The sequence below is a fragment of the Phaeobacter sp. 11ANDIMAR09 genome (assembly GCF_001294455.1).
Lineage (GTDB): Bacteria > Pseudomonadota > Alphaproteobacteria > Rhodobacterales > Rhodobacteraceae > Pseudophaeobacter.
Genome location: NZ_LIKT01000027.1, coordinates 44,068 through 59,857, shown reverse-complemented (window position 1 = coordinate 59,857; position 15,790 = coordinate 44,068). Strand labels below are relative to the sequence as shown.

The following is a 15,790-nucleotide window of genomic DNA, read 5'->3' as shown; positions in this document are numbered from 1 at the left end:
ATGGCGAGCCACAGTTCCAAAGGGCGCTGTAGACAATGCAAACCACTTTCGCCGCCTACACTGGTCGTCACAGCGACCGCCACAAAGACTTAGGAGAACCATGCACGTTATTCATGCCGTCTGCGTATGCGGTCATACCGGAACAATAAGGGACAAAAACGCGGTAGAGGCCAGGAAGGCGCTAAAGGGCTTCAACGGGCGCTGTACGGTTTGCGGTAGGTTGAACCAATTCCAGCCCCTCCTCGGGTGGGACGCCTCAGTAAACCCAACGGCTAATGGGGCTCAAATCCTCTTGACGCCGGAACAGCCCTCGCCCGATAAATCAGAGAAATAATTTGCTGCAACGGGAAGTGTCCCTTACTGCAACGCGAAGTGTCCCGCTACAACAGTGTTAGGAGACACTTGATATTGCAGTAACCGGAAGAGGCCGGATGATCCCGGAAGAAGCCGGATAGAACTATGTAAAAAAGGGCTTTCAATAGGGTTCAAAGGGGATTTACACCCCCGGACGTTTTGTCTTTCAAACCCGGCTCAAAAGGCCCAAACAGGGCACCAAGGCGATTTGCGGACACTTCGCTTATCAAACTCCCCTACCCCGTTCTGCCCCTTACAAATAAGGCTTTTGCGACGCAGCAGAGTCCAATAATGGCACTTATGTTAAGTCCCGAACTCAGAACTAGCGCGGACTGAAGCGGCTCAGTTCCTAGAACGGGATTATGTGTTTCATGACAACAATTTGAACAAAATCGACATGCCTCAGCCGCGTTTCGAACTCGGAACTGATTTTGGAACCCATCTCAGACTTGCCTTCGCTTGCTGCGGCGCGGAGAATGGCAGCTATGAGCCCACTTTGACAAATGCTGCATATTGCACGATCGTCGGCTTTTAATCCGCTGGTTCTGAAAGGCTTTTTGATGAAAGGGAAATATGGACTGTTCAGAGCAACCAACGACTGAAGAGCTAGTAGTTACGCTAGTAAACGGAACGTTCTCCCCGAACGCAGAATGGGCGTTTTCGCATTCACGATTTGCAAATGCGATCCGTAGGCAATGCACCGGTGAAGTGAACTTCGAGCGTTTTTCTTGGTCGGGTGCGAACACCATTTCGGCGAGACTTCGTGCAGCCGAAGCCCTGAAAAAACACGTCTCAAGAGTTCGTAGTGAATATGAAAGCCGAGGCATCAAACATAGGCATTTTCTAATTTGCCACAGTCACGGGGGGTCAGCCGCATTATACGCATGCAAGGATAGTGATTTTTCCAATAGCGTAGCTGGTGTGGCATGTATGTTTACACCATTTATCCACTTTCGAACCAGTAATACGCTTATCCAACTCACCATCATCGGGTTGCTATTACCGGCGATCATGGCAGCATGGTTCTATCTCTTAGTAAACGACTATTTTGGGCGAGACATAGGGCCTGCAGCCTTGTTGTCATTGTTCATCGTGCCGCTTTCATTGTTGGCAGTTGATAAGCTGACGCCCTCAGTTCTGGCTCGCCAAAAGCGCAGAGTTGATCGACTGAACCTGCCCGCAATTCCCCCAGAGAAATTGCTAATTCTGAAGACGGTTGGAGACGAAGCAGGCGGACTGATTGCATTAGCAAACTTCTCTAGCTGGATTCTCCAGGTTATCATGAAAATCGGATTGGTTCTTGGCGCCGTTTTTGGTGGGGCTGGCGGTGGATTTCTAGCAATAATACTCGTTGCTCTACTGTCATTTCTCTTACATTCTAGCGGGTTGCTGCCTCTTTGGGTGGTCGCAGGACTGATCCTTTTTGCTTTGCCGTTGATTGTTATTCTCAGGCTGTTCTTGGGCATGGCCAATGGCTTTGACTTTCCCCTCCGTTGTTTCCTGATCGAAGCAAACCACGAGGCTGTTCCTTCGCCCGGTAGCTACTCAGTACGTTTACTCAATGGGTACGCATCCTGCCGAGACGAGAAAGACAATCCAGAAAACACATCTCTCGCGAGCGCATTCAAGGACGCAATTTTGCTCAGCCATAGCGAGGATAAATATTCGCCAGAGCTAACCGAATTGCTCGCTAGATGGCTTAGTTCTCGATAGGTGGCTTGAGGTCGCCTGCCTCAAAGCGGCCATCCGTGGAACTGCGGCTAATGTCGGCTCCGTCCGCACACCAGACCTTCAACGCTCCCTGCCAGGCTGAAGCGGTAACCACGCCCTGCCGAGCCGATAAGCGTCATTATGTTGAGTCCCGAACTCGGAATTAGAGCGCGTCGGTGCTTTCCAGTTCCGAGAACGAAATATTGGCATAAATTGCATACGGTTAGTGAGAATGAGCAACCGGAACATCGCTTTCGAACTCGGAACGGATTTTCAGAGGCTTTCAGGGATACGCCCCGACCGAAATTCACCCAAAAGGTTTTCTTGCCGACAAAATAAACTCTTGAGTTGTGCGGTGCACCGTGTTCAAACTGGCTCACATTCAAAAAGTGGAAGACCTATGAGAAAAGCCATACCTTTATTCGCACTGGCAGCCCTGGCCGCCTGCGACATCGCAGCAAATCCAATTGTCTCCGACTTCAACGGCGACAGCGTAACGATTATCACCTCTCAACTCACGAACCGCGAAGAGGCGCTTGCAGCTTCAACAGCCGAGGCCCAACGGATCTGCGAGAAGGGCCACAAAAAGCGTGCTGAATATGTTTCAACGCGCGCCAACTCCAATACATACGAAAACGCAGATCTGTTCCTGTGCCTTAACTAGAAACGCTTATCAGACGCCTAAACGTGCAAAGCCTAGCTAGGTGTCTGATATCCCTCAATTCAAAGTTCGCTTCTATTCTGCGCCGTTTGCCCGACGCATTCGGCGGATCAGCCTGGAACGGATCGCCTTCCGATCCTTAACAGTATCGCTAAGAATTTTTTTTGACGTTCTATTCTCTCGTCGAGAATTTTAAGCCTTTGCATTTCAACGGAATTTGCAAAACTCCGCCACCCCTTGTGCACCTTTGGCTGCTGCACACCAGGAGAGCTGAGGACGATTTTCTTCATGAATTCAATACCTCCTGTGCAGCCTCAACCGCTGCACAGCACGCTTATCGTTCTTTCGGAGGTTTCTGCCACAAAGTCCCAGCGTAAGACACAGATCGGGCCATCTCTTTGCGGCGCCGTTGGGCCGAACCGGCGCACATTGAAACCCGCTCTCCTAAAGGTTCTCAAAAAAGCCGGATGCATCATTCCTAACATTGAGACCCCTCCTGCTTCTTGAACGTACCGCCGCGCTGCATCTACCAAACCGATCAGGAGCTGGTTTCGAATTTCGCCGGGCACTAACGTGGAAATCGCAAGCCTTGAAGCTTCCCAAACGCTCTCGGACACAAGCTCTTCATGCATTATCCCCTGGGGCAAGTTTGGGATCTTCCCTCGATGTGCATCCAAGATCATGTATGTGACACCGCTATGAACGCTATCGGTACGGAGCAACCGAATGCACCCAACCAAAACCCCGTTCAACGTTGCCGCCAGATGGATCGAAGCCGGGATATCATATTGGTCATACTCGCAACCGCTGGCCTCGTAGAGGTTCCAACCCATCTGAGAGATAAACACTTCTTTCCGCAAACGGAGGCAATCAGCATACAGATCCACACGAGACGAAGGGTCACGCAGATCGACCAGGAAGGTGTTAGTCATCATATGACGCTACTTATCATAATTTGATATGTTTTTTTCAACCGGCTACACTTCTATACAAGGGGAACAATTCCGCTCCATTTTCGAACCGAGTATAGGGAAAGCGCCGCCCGGAAATTAGAAACTCCGATCTTGTTGCAAATCGCCTTTTTCCTCTGGGCAACCGCCGAAATCGACACCCCAAGCTCACAGGCGATTTGCTTGTCGATCAGTCCTTCCTCGCACATTTCAAGAAAATCGATCTGCAGGTCACTCAGTTGGTCAACCCTCTCTAAAAGGATCGATCTATGCGCTGCTCGGCAGGACTTATGGATCATTGATGCCCTGGTAACATCCAGATCATGGTTAACGCCGCCAAGGACCATCTGGCTCCCTCCTATGGCCGAAACTGAAATGAAGTTACTGTCGGCCCCGTAGAGTTTTGCCTCTTCATACAGAGGCGTTTCCATTTCTGCCTCAGAGACTAACCTGGTCCCGGATCGGCCCCGGCAGTCGGCAAAGAATTTAAAGACCGGGTCAACTCGATGATACTGCTCTGCAAAATACTTTTGGTGCCAGTCGACCTCAAAGTTGGTCACTGCTGAAGTCGGCATCTCCCCTAACCCGAGGACCACGTAGCCAAACCCCGAAAAATTTTCTTGAAGAAAGGTAGTCATTACCATACATTCCCCTTAAAGATGTTTTATCATAATAGAATGTGATTTTCATAAATGTCAACACTGATGAAAATGTCCAAATGATCCCAGCAAGATTGGACCTGCAACGCCTTGTAGAGCGCCTCCCGGAGGAAACGCTCTGCGCAGCGATACTAATTGTCCTTGAAGTGTCTACTCTTGAAGATACTCGGAAAACCGAACTTCAAGCTCCTTTAGGAGCGCAGGAAGCTTTTCCTCAGGAAGATCATCAATAAGCCTTCTGAGAGTTACCTTTGGGTCATTTATTGGGTTGTCAGTATCAAGATCAGATGCCGAGCTAAGCCCCAAACCGTCCACAATCAAACCTAGCGAACGCGGGCTCAGGCTTTGCGTGGCTCCACCGGTGAATTTCGACAGAGTATTTGGCGAAAGCCCAACGCTTTCGGCCAGGCTAGTAGGATTAGTACCCGCCACTGCCATAAGGATGCGGATATTTTTCCGACGCCGCTCCCAATCGATCTTTGGCATGTTCACCCCCGTGTTTCGGGCACTCTATCATACCACAATGTGATTTTCGCAACCTGCATAAATTTGCAGGTTCACATCTTCACGGGATTTTTTCATATTTGATGGTTGATAATCATAAAGCGTTATGATTAAGATTGGGCAATCATAACGCGAGGCACCCATGATCAACGCGCCAGAACAGCACATTGTTTTAGTCATCCCCTCCCCGGATCAGTTTTCAGTCTGGGTCAAGGAGTCGACCCTCCAATTGGGAACTTTCCCCAGCAACTACCTGTTGGACCCCAAGAAGCCCGGCTCAAAGAACCGTGTCACAAATTTCCTCGCTGACCCGGAGCATTTGAGCCTTTCATTGGCCTGTGAACTGCAGCGGCAAATTCTAACCGATGCGGTTCGCAAAGGCGTTCATTTGAAGCCGATCCAAATCAAACCGCTCCAGTCTTTCTTCCGAATTTCCGAGAGCGTTTAAGACAATGCGCTCCCCTGGTTCCCCCACGCTCAACCGAGACGCTCCGAAGGCTTGTATGCGGTTGGGCCACTACCCCAGCGACACAGCGGATGGGTCGCTGGGGGCTTTTGATATCTCATGCCCGCTCACGGCACCGATGGGTCCCGGCTCTGTTCCATTTTGGGCAGGCCGGGGCCGCAAGATCCGGCTGCCCTGGGCAACGCTTGGCGAGTTTCTTGACGACCTGATCGGAGGCTTGTGCGTCTGCCTATTGCTCTTTCTCCTCTTGTTTCTGGAGTTCTTGAAATGACCCCAACCTTTCAATCCCGCCGGACCTCTTTGGTCCCAATTGCCGCTGCTTTGCAGGCTGCGACTGTCGAATACGCAGAGAGCCGCCTGGCATTCGAAAAAGTCAGCCAGGAACTTCAGGCCGCTCGGCTTTGCCAAGCGCCCGAACGCGTTGAATTGGCGGACCAATCAGATGCAGCCGTTGAAGCTATGGAAGTCTCTCAAGAGCGGGTTGCCAACCTGATGGCAGGCCTCCAGGCGATGGGCGGCCTCTCCGATTTCTACGCCTTTGTCTCGGCCCACAATCGAGACGCCACCTAATGCCTGGCGCGCAGATCATAGAGGGCCGTTTTCAGGCCCCGGAGCGCGCCGGTCCCATCGGTCATGCCACACAGAACGGCAGGCCTTCGTCAACTGAACCCAAGACAACTGGAGCATCCGCTATGACCCCTCCAAATTGGCAGAACGTTCAAACCCTGCCCGTCGCAGATATCGAAGTCGAAGAACGGCTGCGCACAGCATCCGAAACTGCCGTCGCCAGTATCGTTTCCTCTATTCAGGAGGTCGGCAGCATCCTGCAGCCGTTGCTGGTGCGCCGGATCAAGGGCGGCTATCGCCTGATGGACGGGCTGCATCGCCTGACCGCCGCCAAGGAAGCCGGGCTGGAAGACGTGCCAGTCAAGGTAAGCGAATGCACCAATGACCAAGCGTTGCGCATTGAGGTGGACGCCAACGTGGCCGGCGCGCCGCTGACCCCGTTGGACATGGCGGTTTTCCTGGCAGCTCACAAAGAACTCTATGAGCGAGACAACCCTGAGACTGCCAGAGGAAAGGCCGGAGCTCATGGGCGGTGGAATGCAACGGACATAATGTCCGTTGCATCTTTCAGCGCCAATGCCGCCGAGGTCTTCGGCAAGGGAGACCGGCACATTCGCCGCCTGATCAGCGTCGGGGAGAAGCTCTCCAAGCACGAAATCGCCCTTTTGCGGCAGGCCCCCAATCGGGTGCAGTTCAAGGACCTGGAACAGATCGCCAAATGTGGCGAACAGGCCGACCGTAGCGCGATTTGCGCCTCCCTGGGATCTGGGGAAGCCAAGACCGCCAAGGAAGTGCTAAACCGCAAGAAAGCCCCAGGAGCGGCGGTGCAGTCCCCGCATGAGCAGCACGTGGGAAAGCTGAAAGACGCCTTTTCGCGGGCACCTAAGAGCGCCCGCCGTGAGTTTACACGGTTGTACTGCGACGAGTTGATCAAATTGATCAACGATGTTGCCGTCGAAGACGCAGAAGCCCCTGAGGTGGTTCCATTTGAGAGCAAGCGGGGGGCCACCGGATGAGTGCTGATATCTCGCCCTCCCGTGAATGGTGGTCTGCTGAGCAGATTGCAGAGGCTTGCCTGCCTGGCCTGCCCGGTTCCGAGCGCGGCGTGAATGCCTATGCTTTGCGTGAAAACTGGCGCGCCACCCCCGGCGCGATCAAGCGCAAGCCTGGCCGCGGCGGTGGTATGCTCTACCATTGGTCTGTGCTGCCTTTGAACGCCCGTTTAACCCTGCTTAAGCAGGAAGCGCAGCGCGCCAAAGATCACCCCGAAGAAAACCTCGACCGGGGCCAGGCCTGGGCAGAGTTCGACGCGCTGAACCAGAAGGCGAAAGACACTGCCGCTGATCGTCTGGACACCCTGCAGAAGGTCGAAGCCCTGCACATCAGCGGCGCGACCCATGTGGTGGCGGTAGAGGCCATCGCCCAGGAGAAGGGCGTCAGCCCCCGCACGGTCTACAACTGGATCGCCCTGGTTGAGGGCATTGCCCCAGAAGACCGCCTGGCCTATCTCGCCCCGCGCCCGCCAAAGAAGCGAAGCAAGCCCGAGGACCGCGCCCAGTACCGCCCCTTTATGGATTGGCTCAAGAGTGCATTCCTGCGCCTTGAGCGCCCGACATTCGCCCAAAGCTATCGCGCCGCTGTTGCAGAGGCGAAACGCAAAGGCTGGCCTTACCCGATCCAGAAGACGGCCAAGCGCCAAGTGGATGCAGAAGTGCCGCGCACAGTCCAGGTCTTCAAGCGTGAAGGGGCCAACGGCCTTATGCGCTGCTTTCCTGCCCAGATCCGCGACCGGTCCACGCTGACCGCTCTGGAAGCGGTGAACGCAGACTGCCATAAGATCGACGTCTTTGTGGAATGGCCTGATGGGACCATAAACCGCCCTCAGATCGTCGCCTTTCAGGACCTCTACTCCGGCAAAATCCTTTCCTGGCGCGTCGATCATGACCCCAACAAGGTCATGGTGATGGCCGCCTTTGGCGAGATGGTCGAAAACTGGGGTATCCCCAAACGCTGCCTCTTCGACAATGGCCGGGAATTTGCCAACAAGTGGATGACCGCCGGCGCCCCTACCCGTTTCAGGTTCAAGGTGCGCGAAGACGACCCAATCGGAGTGCTTCCCCATCTGGGAATTCAAATGCACTGGGCCACCCCGGCCCATGGTCAGGCCAAGCCCATCGAGCGGGCCTTTCGGGACCTGGCAAGCGACGTGGCGAAAGACCCGCGCTTTGCCGGGGCCTATGTTGGCAACCGGCCTGACGCCAAACCCGAAAACTACGCCAGCCGGGCTATCAGGGCCGCTGACTTCCTGGAGGTCCTGGAAGAAGGGATCGCTGAACACAACGCCCGCCCCGGTCGCCGCTCAGCAACCACCAACGGACGGTCCTTCGATCAGACCTTTGAGGAAAGCTATGCCAGCGCGCCGATCCGCAAAGCGACCGAAGATCAGCGCCGCCTTTGGCTGATGGGTCAGGCTCCAGCAAAGCTGCACAAATCCAACGGCAGCCTGACGCTGCACAAAAACGTCTATCACTGCGATTGGATGAGCCAGGAGGCAGGCACCAAGATTGTCGCCCGGTTTGACCCAGAAGACTTGCACAGCGGGTTGCATATCTACGCCACCACCGGCGAATACATGGGCTTTGCCGAATGCCAGCAGAAGGTCGGTTTCTTTGACCTGGAAGGCGCGCGTTCTACGGCTCGCCGCCGAAGCCAAATCACCAAAGCCCAGAAGAAACTGGCCGAGCTTCATGCGCCGATCACACCCGATCAACTGGGCGCGGATATGAACGCAGGGCGACGGGAAACCCCGGCATTGGTGGAAGCCAAGGTAGTTTCGCCGGTCTTTCCAAAGCCACAGCCCCGAATTGCCTCATCTCAGCCCAATCCCGACGCGGCTGCAGCTCGGGACGCGCTGGTCCTGCAGATGAAATCCAAGCCAAAGACCAAGGCCGCCCCCGCCGAGTTTCAAGTGGCTAGCACACCGGATGGACGCTTTGACCAGGTCGCCGAGATCCAGCGGAAATTCACCGCCGGCGAACCAGTGGGCGAGCGGGAACGGAGCTGGATGGAAGGCTTTGTCGATCACCCCGAATACACCGGCCTCCTGGCCGTCAAACGAAGCTTTAGCGGCGATAACGCCGGTTAGACAAAAGAAACGCCGCCGCCTGGCTGGACCCCAAGGCGACGGCATAGAAGCGAATAGGAGCGAGCATGGCATATCTTTCTGAAATCGGCAATGCGGTCAGGCCGCTGACCAATGTGGCCAGAATGGCCGGGCTGCTTAATGAGTTGAAAGGCCGCGTCTTTGGTGCCCCCGGCTTTGGCGTATTCCATGGCCCTCCGGGCTACGGCAAAACCTTTGGCGCGATCTTCTGCGCGGTTGAGCTGGATGCAATTCACCTGCTTGTTCAAAGCGAGTGGAGTAAGAAATTCTTCCTCCAGCAGCTCCTGCGCGAATTGGGACAGTCTACACAAGGGACGGTTCCCGAACTGGTGCAAGCCGCAACCCAAGCTCTTGCCATTGAGAGCCGCCCCCTAATCATTGACGAGGCCGACTACCTCGTCGCCAAAGGGCTGACCGGCATTGTCCGTGACCTGCATGACGGGTCTCAAACACCTATCCTGTTGGTTGGTGAAGAGGACCTCCCGCAGAAACTCCGGCGGTTCACCCAGTTTGACAGCCGGATCTTCGCTTATGCCGAAGCCCTGCCCGCCGACCTAAGAGATACACGGGAACTGGCAGACATGGTGTCCCCCCAGGGCATAAGCTTTGATGACCAGATCCTAGAGGAAGTGCGCACCCGTCACACCGGGAATGCCCGCTGGATCGTCAAGGAAGTCTCCCATATCTGCAAACAGGCCCGTCTCAACGCCATCAGCGAAATCACCAAGCAAAGCTGGGGCGGTCTTGAGTTCCTGCGTGATACCGCACCTGTACCGCGGGGTGGCCTGAAATGATGCAGGTTCCTGTAAAGAAAGGCCACGAGCGGGAGATCCTGGAGTTCATTCGCTCCCAGCTTCGCTTTGTCGAAATAGATGTTTCTGCACATTGTTCAGCCAAGCCAGAAGCCATGTCCCGCTTTCTGGAAAAGTTACGGGAGATGGGCGCGGTGGTGCCTTGTGGTGTCTCGGGCGGTCTTCGCTACCTCACCGCTTGGGGGCCTCGTGAAGCAACCAAGATCGACGCCATGGATAAGGCCGGTGAACTTTCTGACGCAAAGGCCCGCGCCTATCTTCTTGAGCTGATCGAAGGGGCAGAAGCCGAGGGCGTTGCGGTGGATGTGCCGACCACAAAGCCCCGCACAGACCACGAGCGCAAGATATGGCAATTCATCTCTGCACACCGCCATTTCACCAACGGTGACGTCATGGCCGCCTTTCCAGAGAACCCGCTTGCAACCATGGGTTTTCTGCGCGCGCTGCGCGCCGCAAAAGTGGTCAAGTTCTGGGGCCGCGAGAAGACTTCAACCTTCTATACGGTTCATTCCCCTAAAGAGCAGCGCGCGGCAGCAAAAGACCTTCGCTCCAGCACTGAGGGCGCAATCTGGTCCGCGATCCGCATCAAGCGCCGTTTTCGCCCCCTTGAATTGCACCAAGCCCTTCTGCCGACCCTACCCGACCTCTCGCTGAACGAGGTCACTAGGTACTGCCGGACCCTCACCAAAGCGGGCTACATCAAGCCCCCAAAACCAACCAAGAAGATCACCCGTGAAACCCCATTCAATCTGGTCAACAACACCGGCCCGCTCCCCCCTCAATCCCAGCGTGTGACCGTGATTGTGGACCCCAACGAAGACAGAATTTCTTACTCACCACTAGGGCAAGTACAATGAGCAACCGAGCAATCCTTGCTGATGATGGCTGGAACGGAAATGTTCCCGATTGGGTGACCGTTCTCGTTACCGAATGTGACCAGTCTTCTCAGGCCGACGTCGCCAAAAAACTGGCTGTCAGCTCCGCGCTGGTCAGCCAGACCATTCGCAACCAGTACAAGGGCAACATGGCCAATGTTGAGGCCACTGTCCGCGATACCTTCATGAACGCCCCGGTGCAGTGCGATGCTCTGGGCGGCGAGATTGAAAGCGCGACCTGCCTGACCTGGCGGCGACGCGCTGAGGACTTGACCTCATCAAGCCCCATGAAGGTGATGATGTTTCACGCCTGCCGGGGCTGCCCCAAATTCAAGCCGGAGGCCGAGGAATGACACTGCCGCCGAGAACCAAATTCGCCATCTGGCTCCACAGACTAGCCGACTGGCTGGATCCAAACGGAGCCTGATCAACCCGCGCCGCCGAGCGCACCAACCAGCCATAGGAGCTGAACCATGCCTAAACTGACCAAAGCAGAACTCATTCGTGCCGTTGCAGAGGAAACCGGCCAAAGCCAGGACGCCATTGAAAAGACCCTTGCGGCTCTGACCAACAAGATCATCCAGACCGTTAAGAATGGCAACGACGTCACCCTTTCCGGTTTCGGCACGTTCAAGCGCAAGGAGAATTCGGCGCGCAAGGGCCGCAACCCAGCCACCGGCGAAGCTATCGATATCGCGGCCTCTTCCTCGCTGAGCTTCAAACAAGCACAGGCGGTCAAGGACGAGCTGAACGCCTGACCGGAATTTGCGAAACCCGCCCGGCCTAGCCGGGCGCGGTCATCAGGGAGTGGCGGCCCTGGTCTGATGAGCAGCCAGTTACCGGAGAGGAAAAAGATATGGAAACCATGCTTAGAGCAGGCGTTCCTATTCTAGGAACCCGAAGGTCACCGAAGCCGAACCCATTGGAGATAGTAAGAAATTTAGAAAGGGAAAAACGCAAAAGATCGAGTGCACCCCATGCACCCGATCTCACTGCCTGTGACAACAAGCTAGAAGCTCCTTAAATTGAGGACGATCTAGGAGCTCAACTAGCGATATAGCTGGCATAGGTTTCCAGTTCCCTAATCCAGAACCCAAACCCCACCCAATTTTGAAAGAAACCACACATGACCGACGCCCAGAATCCGACTCCTGAAACAGAATTCAAACCGGCCAAGATCCCTGATGGGGTTGTTATGGTGAATGGCAAAAAGCACCACACTGACACCAGAGGCGCATTGGTGCCTGCCAACATGGTCAAGTCCCGTGATTTGCTCCAGGACGAAACCGCCCGCAAGATCATCGGTCATGCAATTGCCCTGAGCGAGCAGGTGTCACGTTTCAAAGCTCATGTCGCAGAGGATATCAGCCTCTTCGAAGAGATCCTCGCGATGGACTACGGCGCTACTATCGGCGGCCCCAAAGGTAACAAAACCATCCTGTCCTATGATGGCCTTTTCAAAGTGTCGGTGCGCACCGCAGACAAATACGAATTCGGCCCTGAGCTGCAGACGGCAAAAGCCTTGGTCGACGAATGCGTAAACGACTGGAGTGACGGCGCGCGCGATGAACTGAAAGTCTTTGTGACCGAAGCATTCAACGTAAATCAGGAAGGCAAGGTGAGCCGCTCCGCCCTGCTGCGGTTAAAAAAATGGGACATCGAGGACGAGCGCTGGACCCGCGCCCTGCAGGCCATCAAAGACGCGGAACGGGAAGTCGGCAGCGCTACCTATTTTCATTGTCACCGCCGCGCTTCGACAGACGCCCCTTGGGAAGCTATCACCATTGACTTGGCCAAGGCATAGGGGCGCTCATGTCTATGTCCGAAGACGAAATCCGCGCCAACCTCAAAGAGGGTATGAGCCTCTACGCAACCAAGTTGCACCGCGCCAATCTGGTGCTGGGCAACCGGCTCGCTGTCCTGCGCCGGGAAGCGGAAATGAGCAAGCTTCCAGAAGGCCGGTTTACTCAGATTGCCCGTGAGGAAGGGGAAGCCGCTGACCGCCGGATGGAGGCCAACGCCCGGACCTTTCACCCAGTAACGCCCTTCCTGCAGGAGGTGTCCTGATGACCCGCGCTCTGCAACAAAAGATCCACGTCGGCTGCCGGGAACTCGGCTTGGACGCCGACGCCCGCCGGGAGTTGCAACTTGTTGTTACCGGCAAGGCCTCCATGAAAGACATGGATGAAGCCGAGTTAAACGCAGTTTTAAAGCGCCTTAAACAGGACGGTTTCCAGGCCAGTTCTAATAAGAAAAAACACCCCAAAGCCTCCCGCCCGGATCTGCGCTTGGTTCATGTCCTGTGGGGCAAACTTGGCGAAGCCAATAAACTTCGCGACCCCAGCCGCAAGGGCCTCAACAAGTTCATTCGGGAACGCTTTGGCAAAGCCTGGAGCAACGTGCCCGCAGACGTGGACATGATGCGCGATCACAAGGAAATCGACCAGGTCATTCAGGCGCTCAAAAGCTGGGGGCAGCGCGTCGATATTGACTTTGACTGGGAGGCTCACCAGCGATGAAACAGCCCCGTATTTCAGTTTCCGACAAGGCGGTCCTCCGCCACCTGAGACATGTTGAAGGCCTCGATGTTGAAACGCTGCGCCGCAAGATTGCCCGCAAAGTAGATTTTCTAGCGGATCACCCTGGAGCCACCGGGGTCTTCTCGTGCGGCTGCTCTTACAAGATCCAGAACGGCGTTGTGACCACTGTCATTCCGGTTTCTCGAAGCCGCAAGGCACGTCGCAAGGGGCGGTCCAATGGCAAAGCCTGAACCGAAGCCACCCTTTCCCAAGCCTCCGGCGCAAGTAGAGCCCTACATGGAGGCGCTTGGACTAGAGGACACCTTGAAACTCCTGGAGGCCTTCGGGGGCACCGAGATCTACATTGCCACACACCCCACAGCGCGCTCTCAAGTCGTGGACCTTATCGGGTTTCCCAAGGCCAAGATGCTGGCCGATGTTGAGGCCCGGTTGCAAAGCCGCGTTCCCCTGGTCAAAGAATGGCGCGCAAAGGTCTACTATTCTCAGGGCTTGAAAACTGTCGAGATTGCCCGCAAGCTTGGCGTGGCTGACGCCAGTGTCCGCCGCTGGCTCGCTAAGCCGGGTGCCCGCCCTGAGGCAGACCCCAATCAACCCTCTCTCTTTTAAGGCCGCTAGCCGCCTACCCCGCACATAGGTGCGGGTGGTTCCGATCCCCCCACCGCTGCCATTTTGAACCCCGTTAAACGGGGTTTTTCTTTGGGGTCGGCCATGCACTCAGTCCAGCACATCGCGAAAGAAATCGTCGCCCGCGAGGGCGGATATGTGAACGATCCAGACGATCCGGGCGGGGCCACCAACTACGGCGTCACCATCCACACCATGCGCCGCCTCGGGCTGGACCTGGACCGTGACGGCGACGTCGACGCCCAGGACGTCCGCAAACTGACCCGCGCCCAGGCTGTCGAGATCTTCATCCGTCATTATTTTGAGAAGCCCCGGATCAATCTTCTGCCGGAGCCCCTGCAGCCTTCGGTCTTTGACATGTACGTCAATGCCGGTGGCAACGCGGTCAAGATACTGCAGAAGCTTTTGGCGGATTTCCAGGAGCCAGTAGCGGTGGACGGGGCACTCGGCCCTAGGACCGCTCAAGCCGTTCAAAGGGCCTTCAAGAAGGCCGACGGCCACTTTGTCGACGCCTACGGCATCGCCCGCCGCAACTACTATTTCCGGCTCGCAGATCGGCGTCGCGCCTCGCGCAAATATGCCCGCACCCGAGCTGGTGGCAAAGGCGGCTGGATCAAGCGCGCCGAAGAGTTCATCTCACCGCGCTTTCACATGAGCGATGAAGAGTTTCAGGAAAGGACCGCAAAATGGGCGTGATCAAAGATCTGTTTGGGATGTTCTTTGGCGGGGGCCGCAACATGGTCACTGAGACCGTGGAAGTCTTCCGAGAGAACGCCGAGGCTGGGGCCGCGCGAAGCGCCCAGATCCAAACCGGGGCCATGGGCCAGTTTTCGGCTGAATTCGGGTATCGCCAGCGCGGTTGGTTCGACCGCTTCATGGATGGCCTGAACCGCCTGCCCCGCCCGGCCATGGTGATCGGCATCCTGGCTCTGTTTACCTCGGCCATGTTCAACCCCGTCTGGTTTGCTGAACGGATGCAGGGGCTGATCCTGGTGCCAGAGCCTCTGTGGTGGCTCCTGGGGGTCGTTGTATCCTTCTATTTCGGTGCGCGGCATCAGGTGAAGGCCCAGGAGTTTCAACGCAGTCTGGCCGAAACGATGAGCCGCGTTCCCCAAGTCGTGGAGAATATCAACACGCTCCGCTCTCTGCGTCATGACAGCCCCGGCGTTGCTGATACCGGCACGGATGCGGGATTGGCTCAGTCCGTCACCGAGCAAAGCGACAACCCCGCTGTGACTGAGTGGCAGGAGAGCAAAGAGTGGCCCTAGATCTTGAAACGGGGCTGAAGCTGGCAAGTCTCCTATTGTCCATTGGGGCGATAATTTTCACCTGGTTCGCAACCCGCCGGAAAGACGTGGACCTCCGGTTCGATGTTGGCTCAAAGCGCATGGATCAGCACGATTTGGAAATCCAGGCTCTCCAACAAACCGTTGCGGCCCTTCCCGCCAAGGAAGACATGCACCGCATGGAACTCGCCATGAGCGACGTCTCGGGAGAGTTGAAAGCCATTGGTGCCCATATGGCCGGTCAGCGCGACGTCATGCGGCGCATCGAAAATGTCGTAACCCGCCACGAAGAACACCTGCTTTCAGGAAGTCCCAAGAAATGACCAGCTACGCAGAAACCCTTTCGCAGCATCGGCGATTGACCATCCTAAAGTTCCTGGCGGATAGCCCCGGATACACGTCAAACGCCTCCATTTTGGAACACGTTTGCAACGACTTCGGCATCTCCTCTTCCCGTGACCAGGTGATGGGCGAGCTAGATTGGCTTCAGGAGCAAGGCTTTGCAACATTTGAAGACAACGGTTCGTTCCGGGTGGCGACCGTAACAAGCCGGGGCGTAGACATTGCCACAGGCAAGGCCCGTAGCGCTGGCGTCCAGCGCCCTCGGCCGGGTGCCTGA

General features: G+C 55.9%; 22 protein-coding genes and 1 other RNA gene. 20 read left to right on the top strand and 3 right to left on the bottom strand.

Features of this window, described 5'->3' with window-relative positions:
• The first annotated feature begins 1,284 nt into the window (after positions 1-1,284).
• Together AN476_RS18745 and AN476_RS18740 are read left to right on the top strand one after the other, a co-directional pair.
• Complete coding sequence (locus AN476_RS18745) at positions 1,285-2,067, top strand: hypothetical protein (RefSeq protein ID WP_054463306.1); 783 nt, start codon at positions 1,285-1,287, stop codon at positions 2,065-2,067.
• Between the two features lie 397 nt (positions 2,068-2,464).
• Positions 2,465-2,728 (top strand): hypothetical protein, encoded by a 264-nt coding sequence (locus tag AN476_RS18740; protein WP_054463305.1) that lies wholly within the window; start codon positions 2,465-2,467, stop codon positions 2,726-2,728.
• Between the two features lie 311 nt (positions 2,729-3,039).
• Here the strand turns inward: AN476_RS18740 and AN476_RS18730 are convergent, their stop codons facing one another.
• From AN476_RS18730 to AN476_RS18720, 3 genes are all read right to left on the bottom strand, one after another.
• Positions 3,040-3,660: an acyl-homoserine-lactone synthase gene (locus AN476_RS18730; protein ID WP_054463303.1), complete on the bottom strand. Its 621-nt coding sequence runs from the start codon at positions 3,658-3,660 to the stop codon at positions 3,040-3,042.
• Positions 3,661-3,710: 50 nt separating this feature from the next.
• On the bottom strand, positions 3,711-4,313 hold the full coding sequence (locus AN476_RS18725) for a LuxR C-terminal-related transcriptional regulator (protein ID WP_172684854.1): 603 nt from the start codon (positions 4,311-4,313) through the stop codon (positions 3,711-3,713).
• 171 nt (positions 4,314-4,484) lie between these two features.
• A complete protein-coding gene (locus AN476_RS18720) occupies positions 4,485-4,820 on the bottom strand; it encodes a hypothetical protein (protein WP_054463301.1) in 336 nt (111 codons plus the stop codon).
• A 160-nt stretch (positions 4,821-4,980) separates the two neighbouring features.
• Between AN476_RS18720 and AN476_RS18715 the strand changes: the two genes are divergently transcribed.
• The 18 genes from AN476_RS18715 (at position 4,981) to AN476_RS18630 (ending at position 15,790) form a co-directional block, all read left to right on the top strand.
• On the top strand, positions 4,981-5,286 hold the full coding sequence (locus AN476_RS18715) for a hypothetical protein (RefSeq protein WP_054463300.1): 306 nt from the start codon (positions 4,981-4,983) through the stop codon (positions 5,284-5,286).
• 285 nt (positions 5,287-5,571) lie between these two features.
• Complete coding sequence (locus tag AN476_RS18705) at positions 5,572-5,874, top strand: hypothetical protein (protein WP_054463298.1); 303 nt, start codon at positions 5,572-5,574, stop codon at positions 5,872-5,874.
• A 122-nt stretch (positions 5,875-5,996) separates the two neighbouring features.
• Positions 5,997-6,887, top strand: a complete 891-nt coding sequence (locus AN476_RS18700; protein WP_054463297.1) for a ParB/RepB/Spo0J family partition protein — start codon at positions 5,997-5,999, stop codon at positions 6,885-6,887.
• Positions 6,884-9,016: a transposase domain-containing protein gene (locus AN476_RS18695; protein WP_054463296.1), complete on the top strand. Its 2,133-nt coding sequence runs from the start codon at positions 6,884-6,886 to the stop codon at positions 9,014-9,016. Before AN476_RS18700 ends, AN476_RS18695 begins: the two co-directional genes overlap by 4 nt.
• A gap of 65 nt (positions 9,017-9,081) precedes the next feature.
• Positions 9,082-9,828 carry an AAA family ATPase gene (locus AN476_RS18690; RefSeq protein WP_054463295.1) on the top strand — a complete coding sequence of 249 codons (747 nt, stop codon included), beginning with the start codon at positions 9,082-9,084 and terminating at the stop codon, positions 9,826-9,828.
• Positions 9,825-10,703 carry a hypothetical protein gene (locus tag AN476_RS18685; protein WP_157063810.1) on the top strand — a complete coding sequence of 293 codons (879 nt, stop codon included), beginning with the start codon at positions 9,825-9,827 and terminating at the stop codon, positions 10,701-10,703. Before AN476_RS18690 ends, AN476_RS18685 begins: the two co-directional genes overlap by 4 nt.
• Complete coding sequence (locus AN476_RS18680; RefSeq protein ID WP_054463293.1) at positions 10,700-11,074, top strand: hypothetical protein; 375 nt, start codon at positions 10,700-10,702, stop codon at positions 11,072-11,074. The genes AN476_RS18685 and AN476_RS18680 overlap by 4 nt, the downstream gene beginning before the upstream one ends.
• Positions 11,075-11,194: 120 nt before the next feature.
• On the top strand, positions 11,195-11,479 hold the full coding sequence (locus AN476_RS18675; RefSeq protein WP_216598394.1) for an HU family DNA-binding protein: 285 nt from the start codon (positions 11,195-11,197) through the stop codon (positions 11,477-11,479).
• Between the two features lie 7 nt (positions 11,480-11,486).
• An RNA gene (locus tag AN476_RS22550) (hammerhead ribozyme type II) lies at positions 11,487-11,559 on the top strand.
• A gap of 288 nt (positions 11,560-11,847) precedes the next feature.
• Entirely contained in the window at positions 11,848-12,525 is a 678-nt protein-coding gene (locus tag AN476_RS18670) for a DUF3164 family protein (RefSeq protein WP_054463292.1), read from the top strand.
• Between the two features lie 8 nt (positions 12,526-12,533).
• Positions 12,534-12,788 (top strand): hypothetical protein, encoded by a 255-nt coding sequence (locus AN476_RS18665; RefSeq protein ID WP_157063809.1) that lies wholly within the window; start codon positions 12,534-12,536, stop codon positions 12,786-12,788.
• Positions 12,788-13,240 (top strand): gp16 family protein, encoded by a 453-nt coding sequence (locus tag AN476_RS18660; RefSeq protein WP_054463290.1) that lies wholly within the window; start codon positions 12,788-12,790, stop codon positions 13,238-13,240. Before AN476_RS18665 ends, AN476_RS18660 begins: the two co-directional genes overlap by 1 nt.
• Positions 13,237-13,491, top strand: a complete 255-nt coding sequence (locus AN476_RS18655; protein WP_054463289.1) for a hypothetical protein — start codon at positions 13,237-13,239, stop codon at positions 13,489-13,491. The genes AN476_RS18660 and AN476_RS18655 overlap by 4 nt, the downstream gene beginning before the upstream one ends.
• Positions 13,478-13,867, top strand: coding sequence for a hypothetical protein (locus tag AN476_RS18650; protein ID WP_054463288.1), 390 nt, complete (start codon positions 13,478-13,480; stop codon positions 13,865-13,867). Before AN476_RS18655 ends, AN476_RS18650 begins: the two co-directional genes overlap by 14 nt.
• A 102-nt stretch (positions 13,868-13,969) precedes the next feature.
• Entirely contained in the window at positions 13,970-14,581 is a 612-nt protein-coding gene (locus AN476_RS18645; protein ID WP_054463287.1) for a holin-associated N-acetylmuramidase, read from the top strand.
• Positions 14,572-15,153 (top strand): holin family protein, encoded by a 582-nt coding sequence (locus tag AN476_RS18640; RefSeq protein ID WP_054463286.1) that lies wholly within the window; start codon positions 14,572-14,574, stop codon positions 15,151-15,153. The genes AN476_RS18645 and AN476_RS18640 overlap by 10 nt, the downstream gene beginning before the upstream one ends.
• On the top strand, positions 15,144-15,494 hold the full coding sequence (locus AN476_RS18635; RefSeq protein WP_054463285.1) for a DUF2730 family protein: 351 nt from the start codon (positions 15,144-15,146) through the stop codon (positions 15,492-15,494). Before AN476_RS18640 ends, AN476_RS18635 begins: the two co-directional genes overlap by 10 nt.
• On the top strand, positions 15,491-15,790 hold the full coding sequence (locus tag AN476_RS18630; protein ID WP_054463284.1) for a hypothetical protein: 300 nt from the start codon (positions 15,491-15,493) through the stop codon (positions 15,788-15,790). Before AN476_RS18635 ends, AN476_RS18630 begins: the two co-directional genes overlap by 4 nt.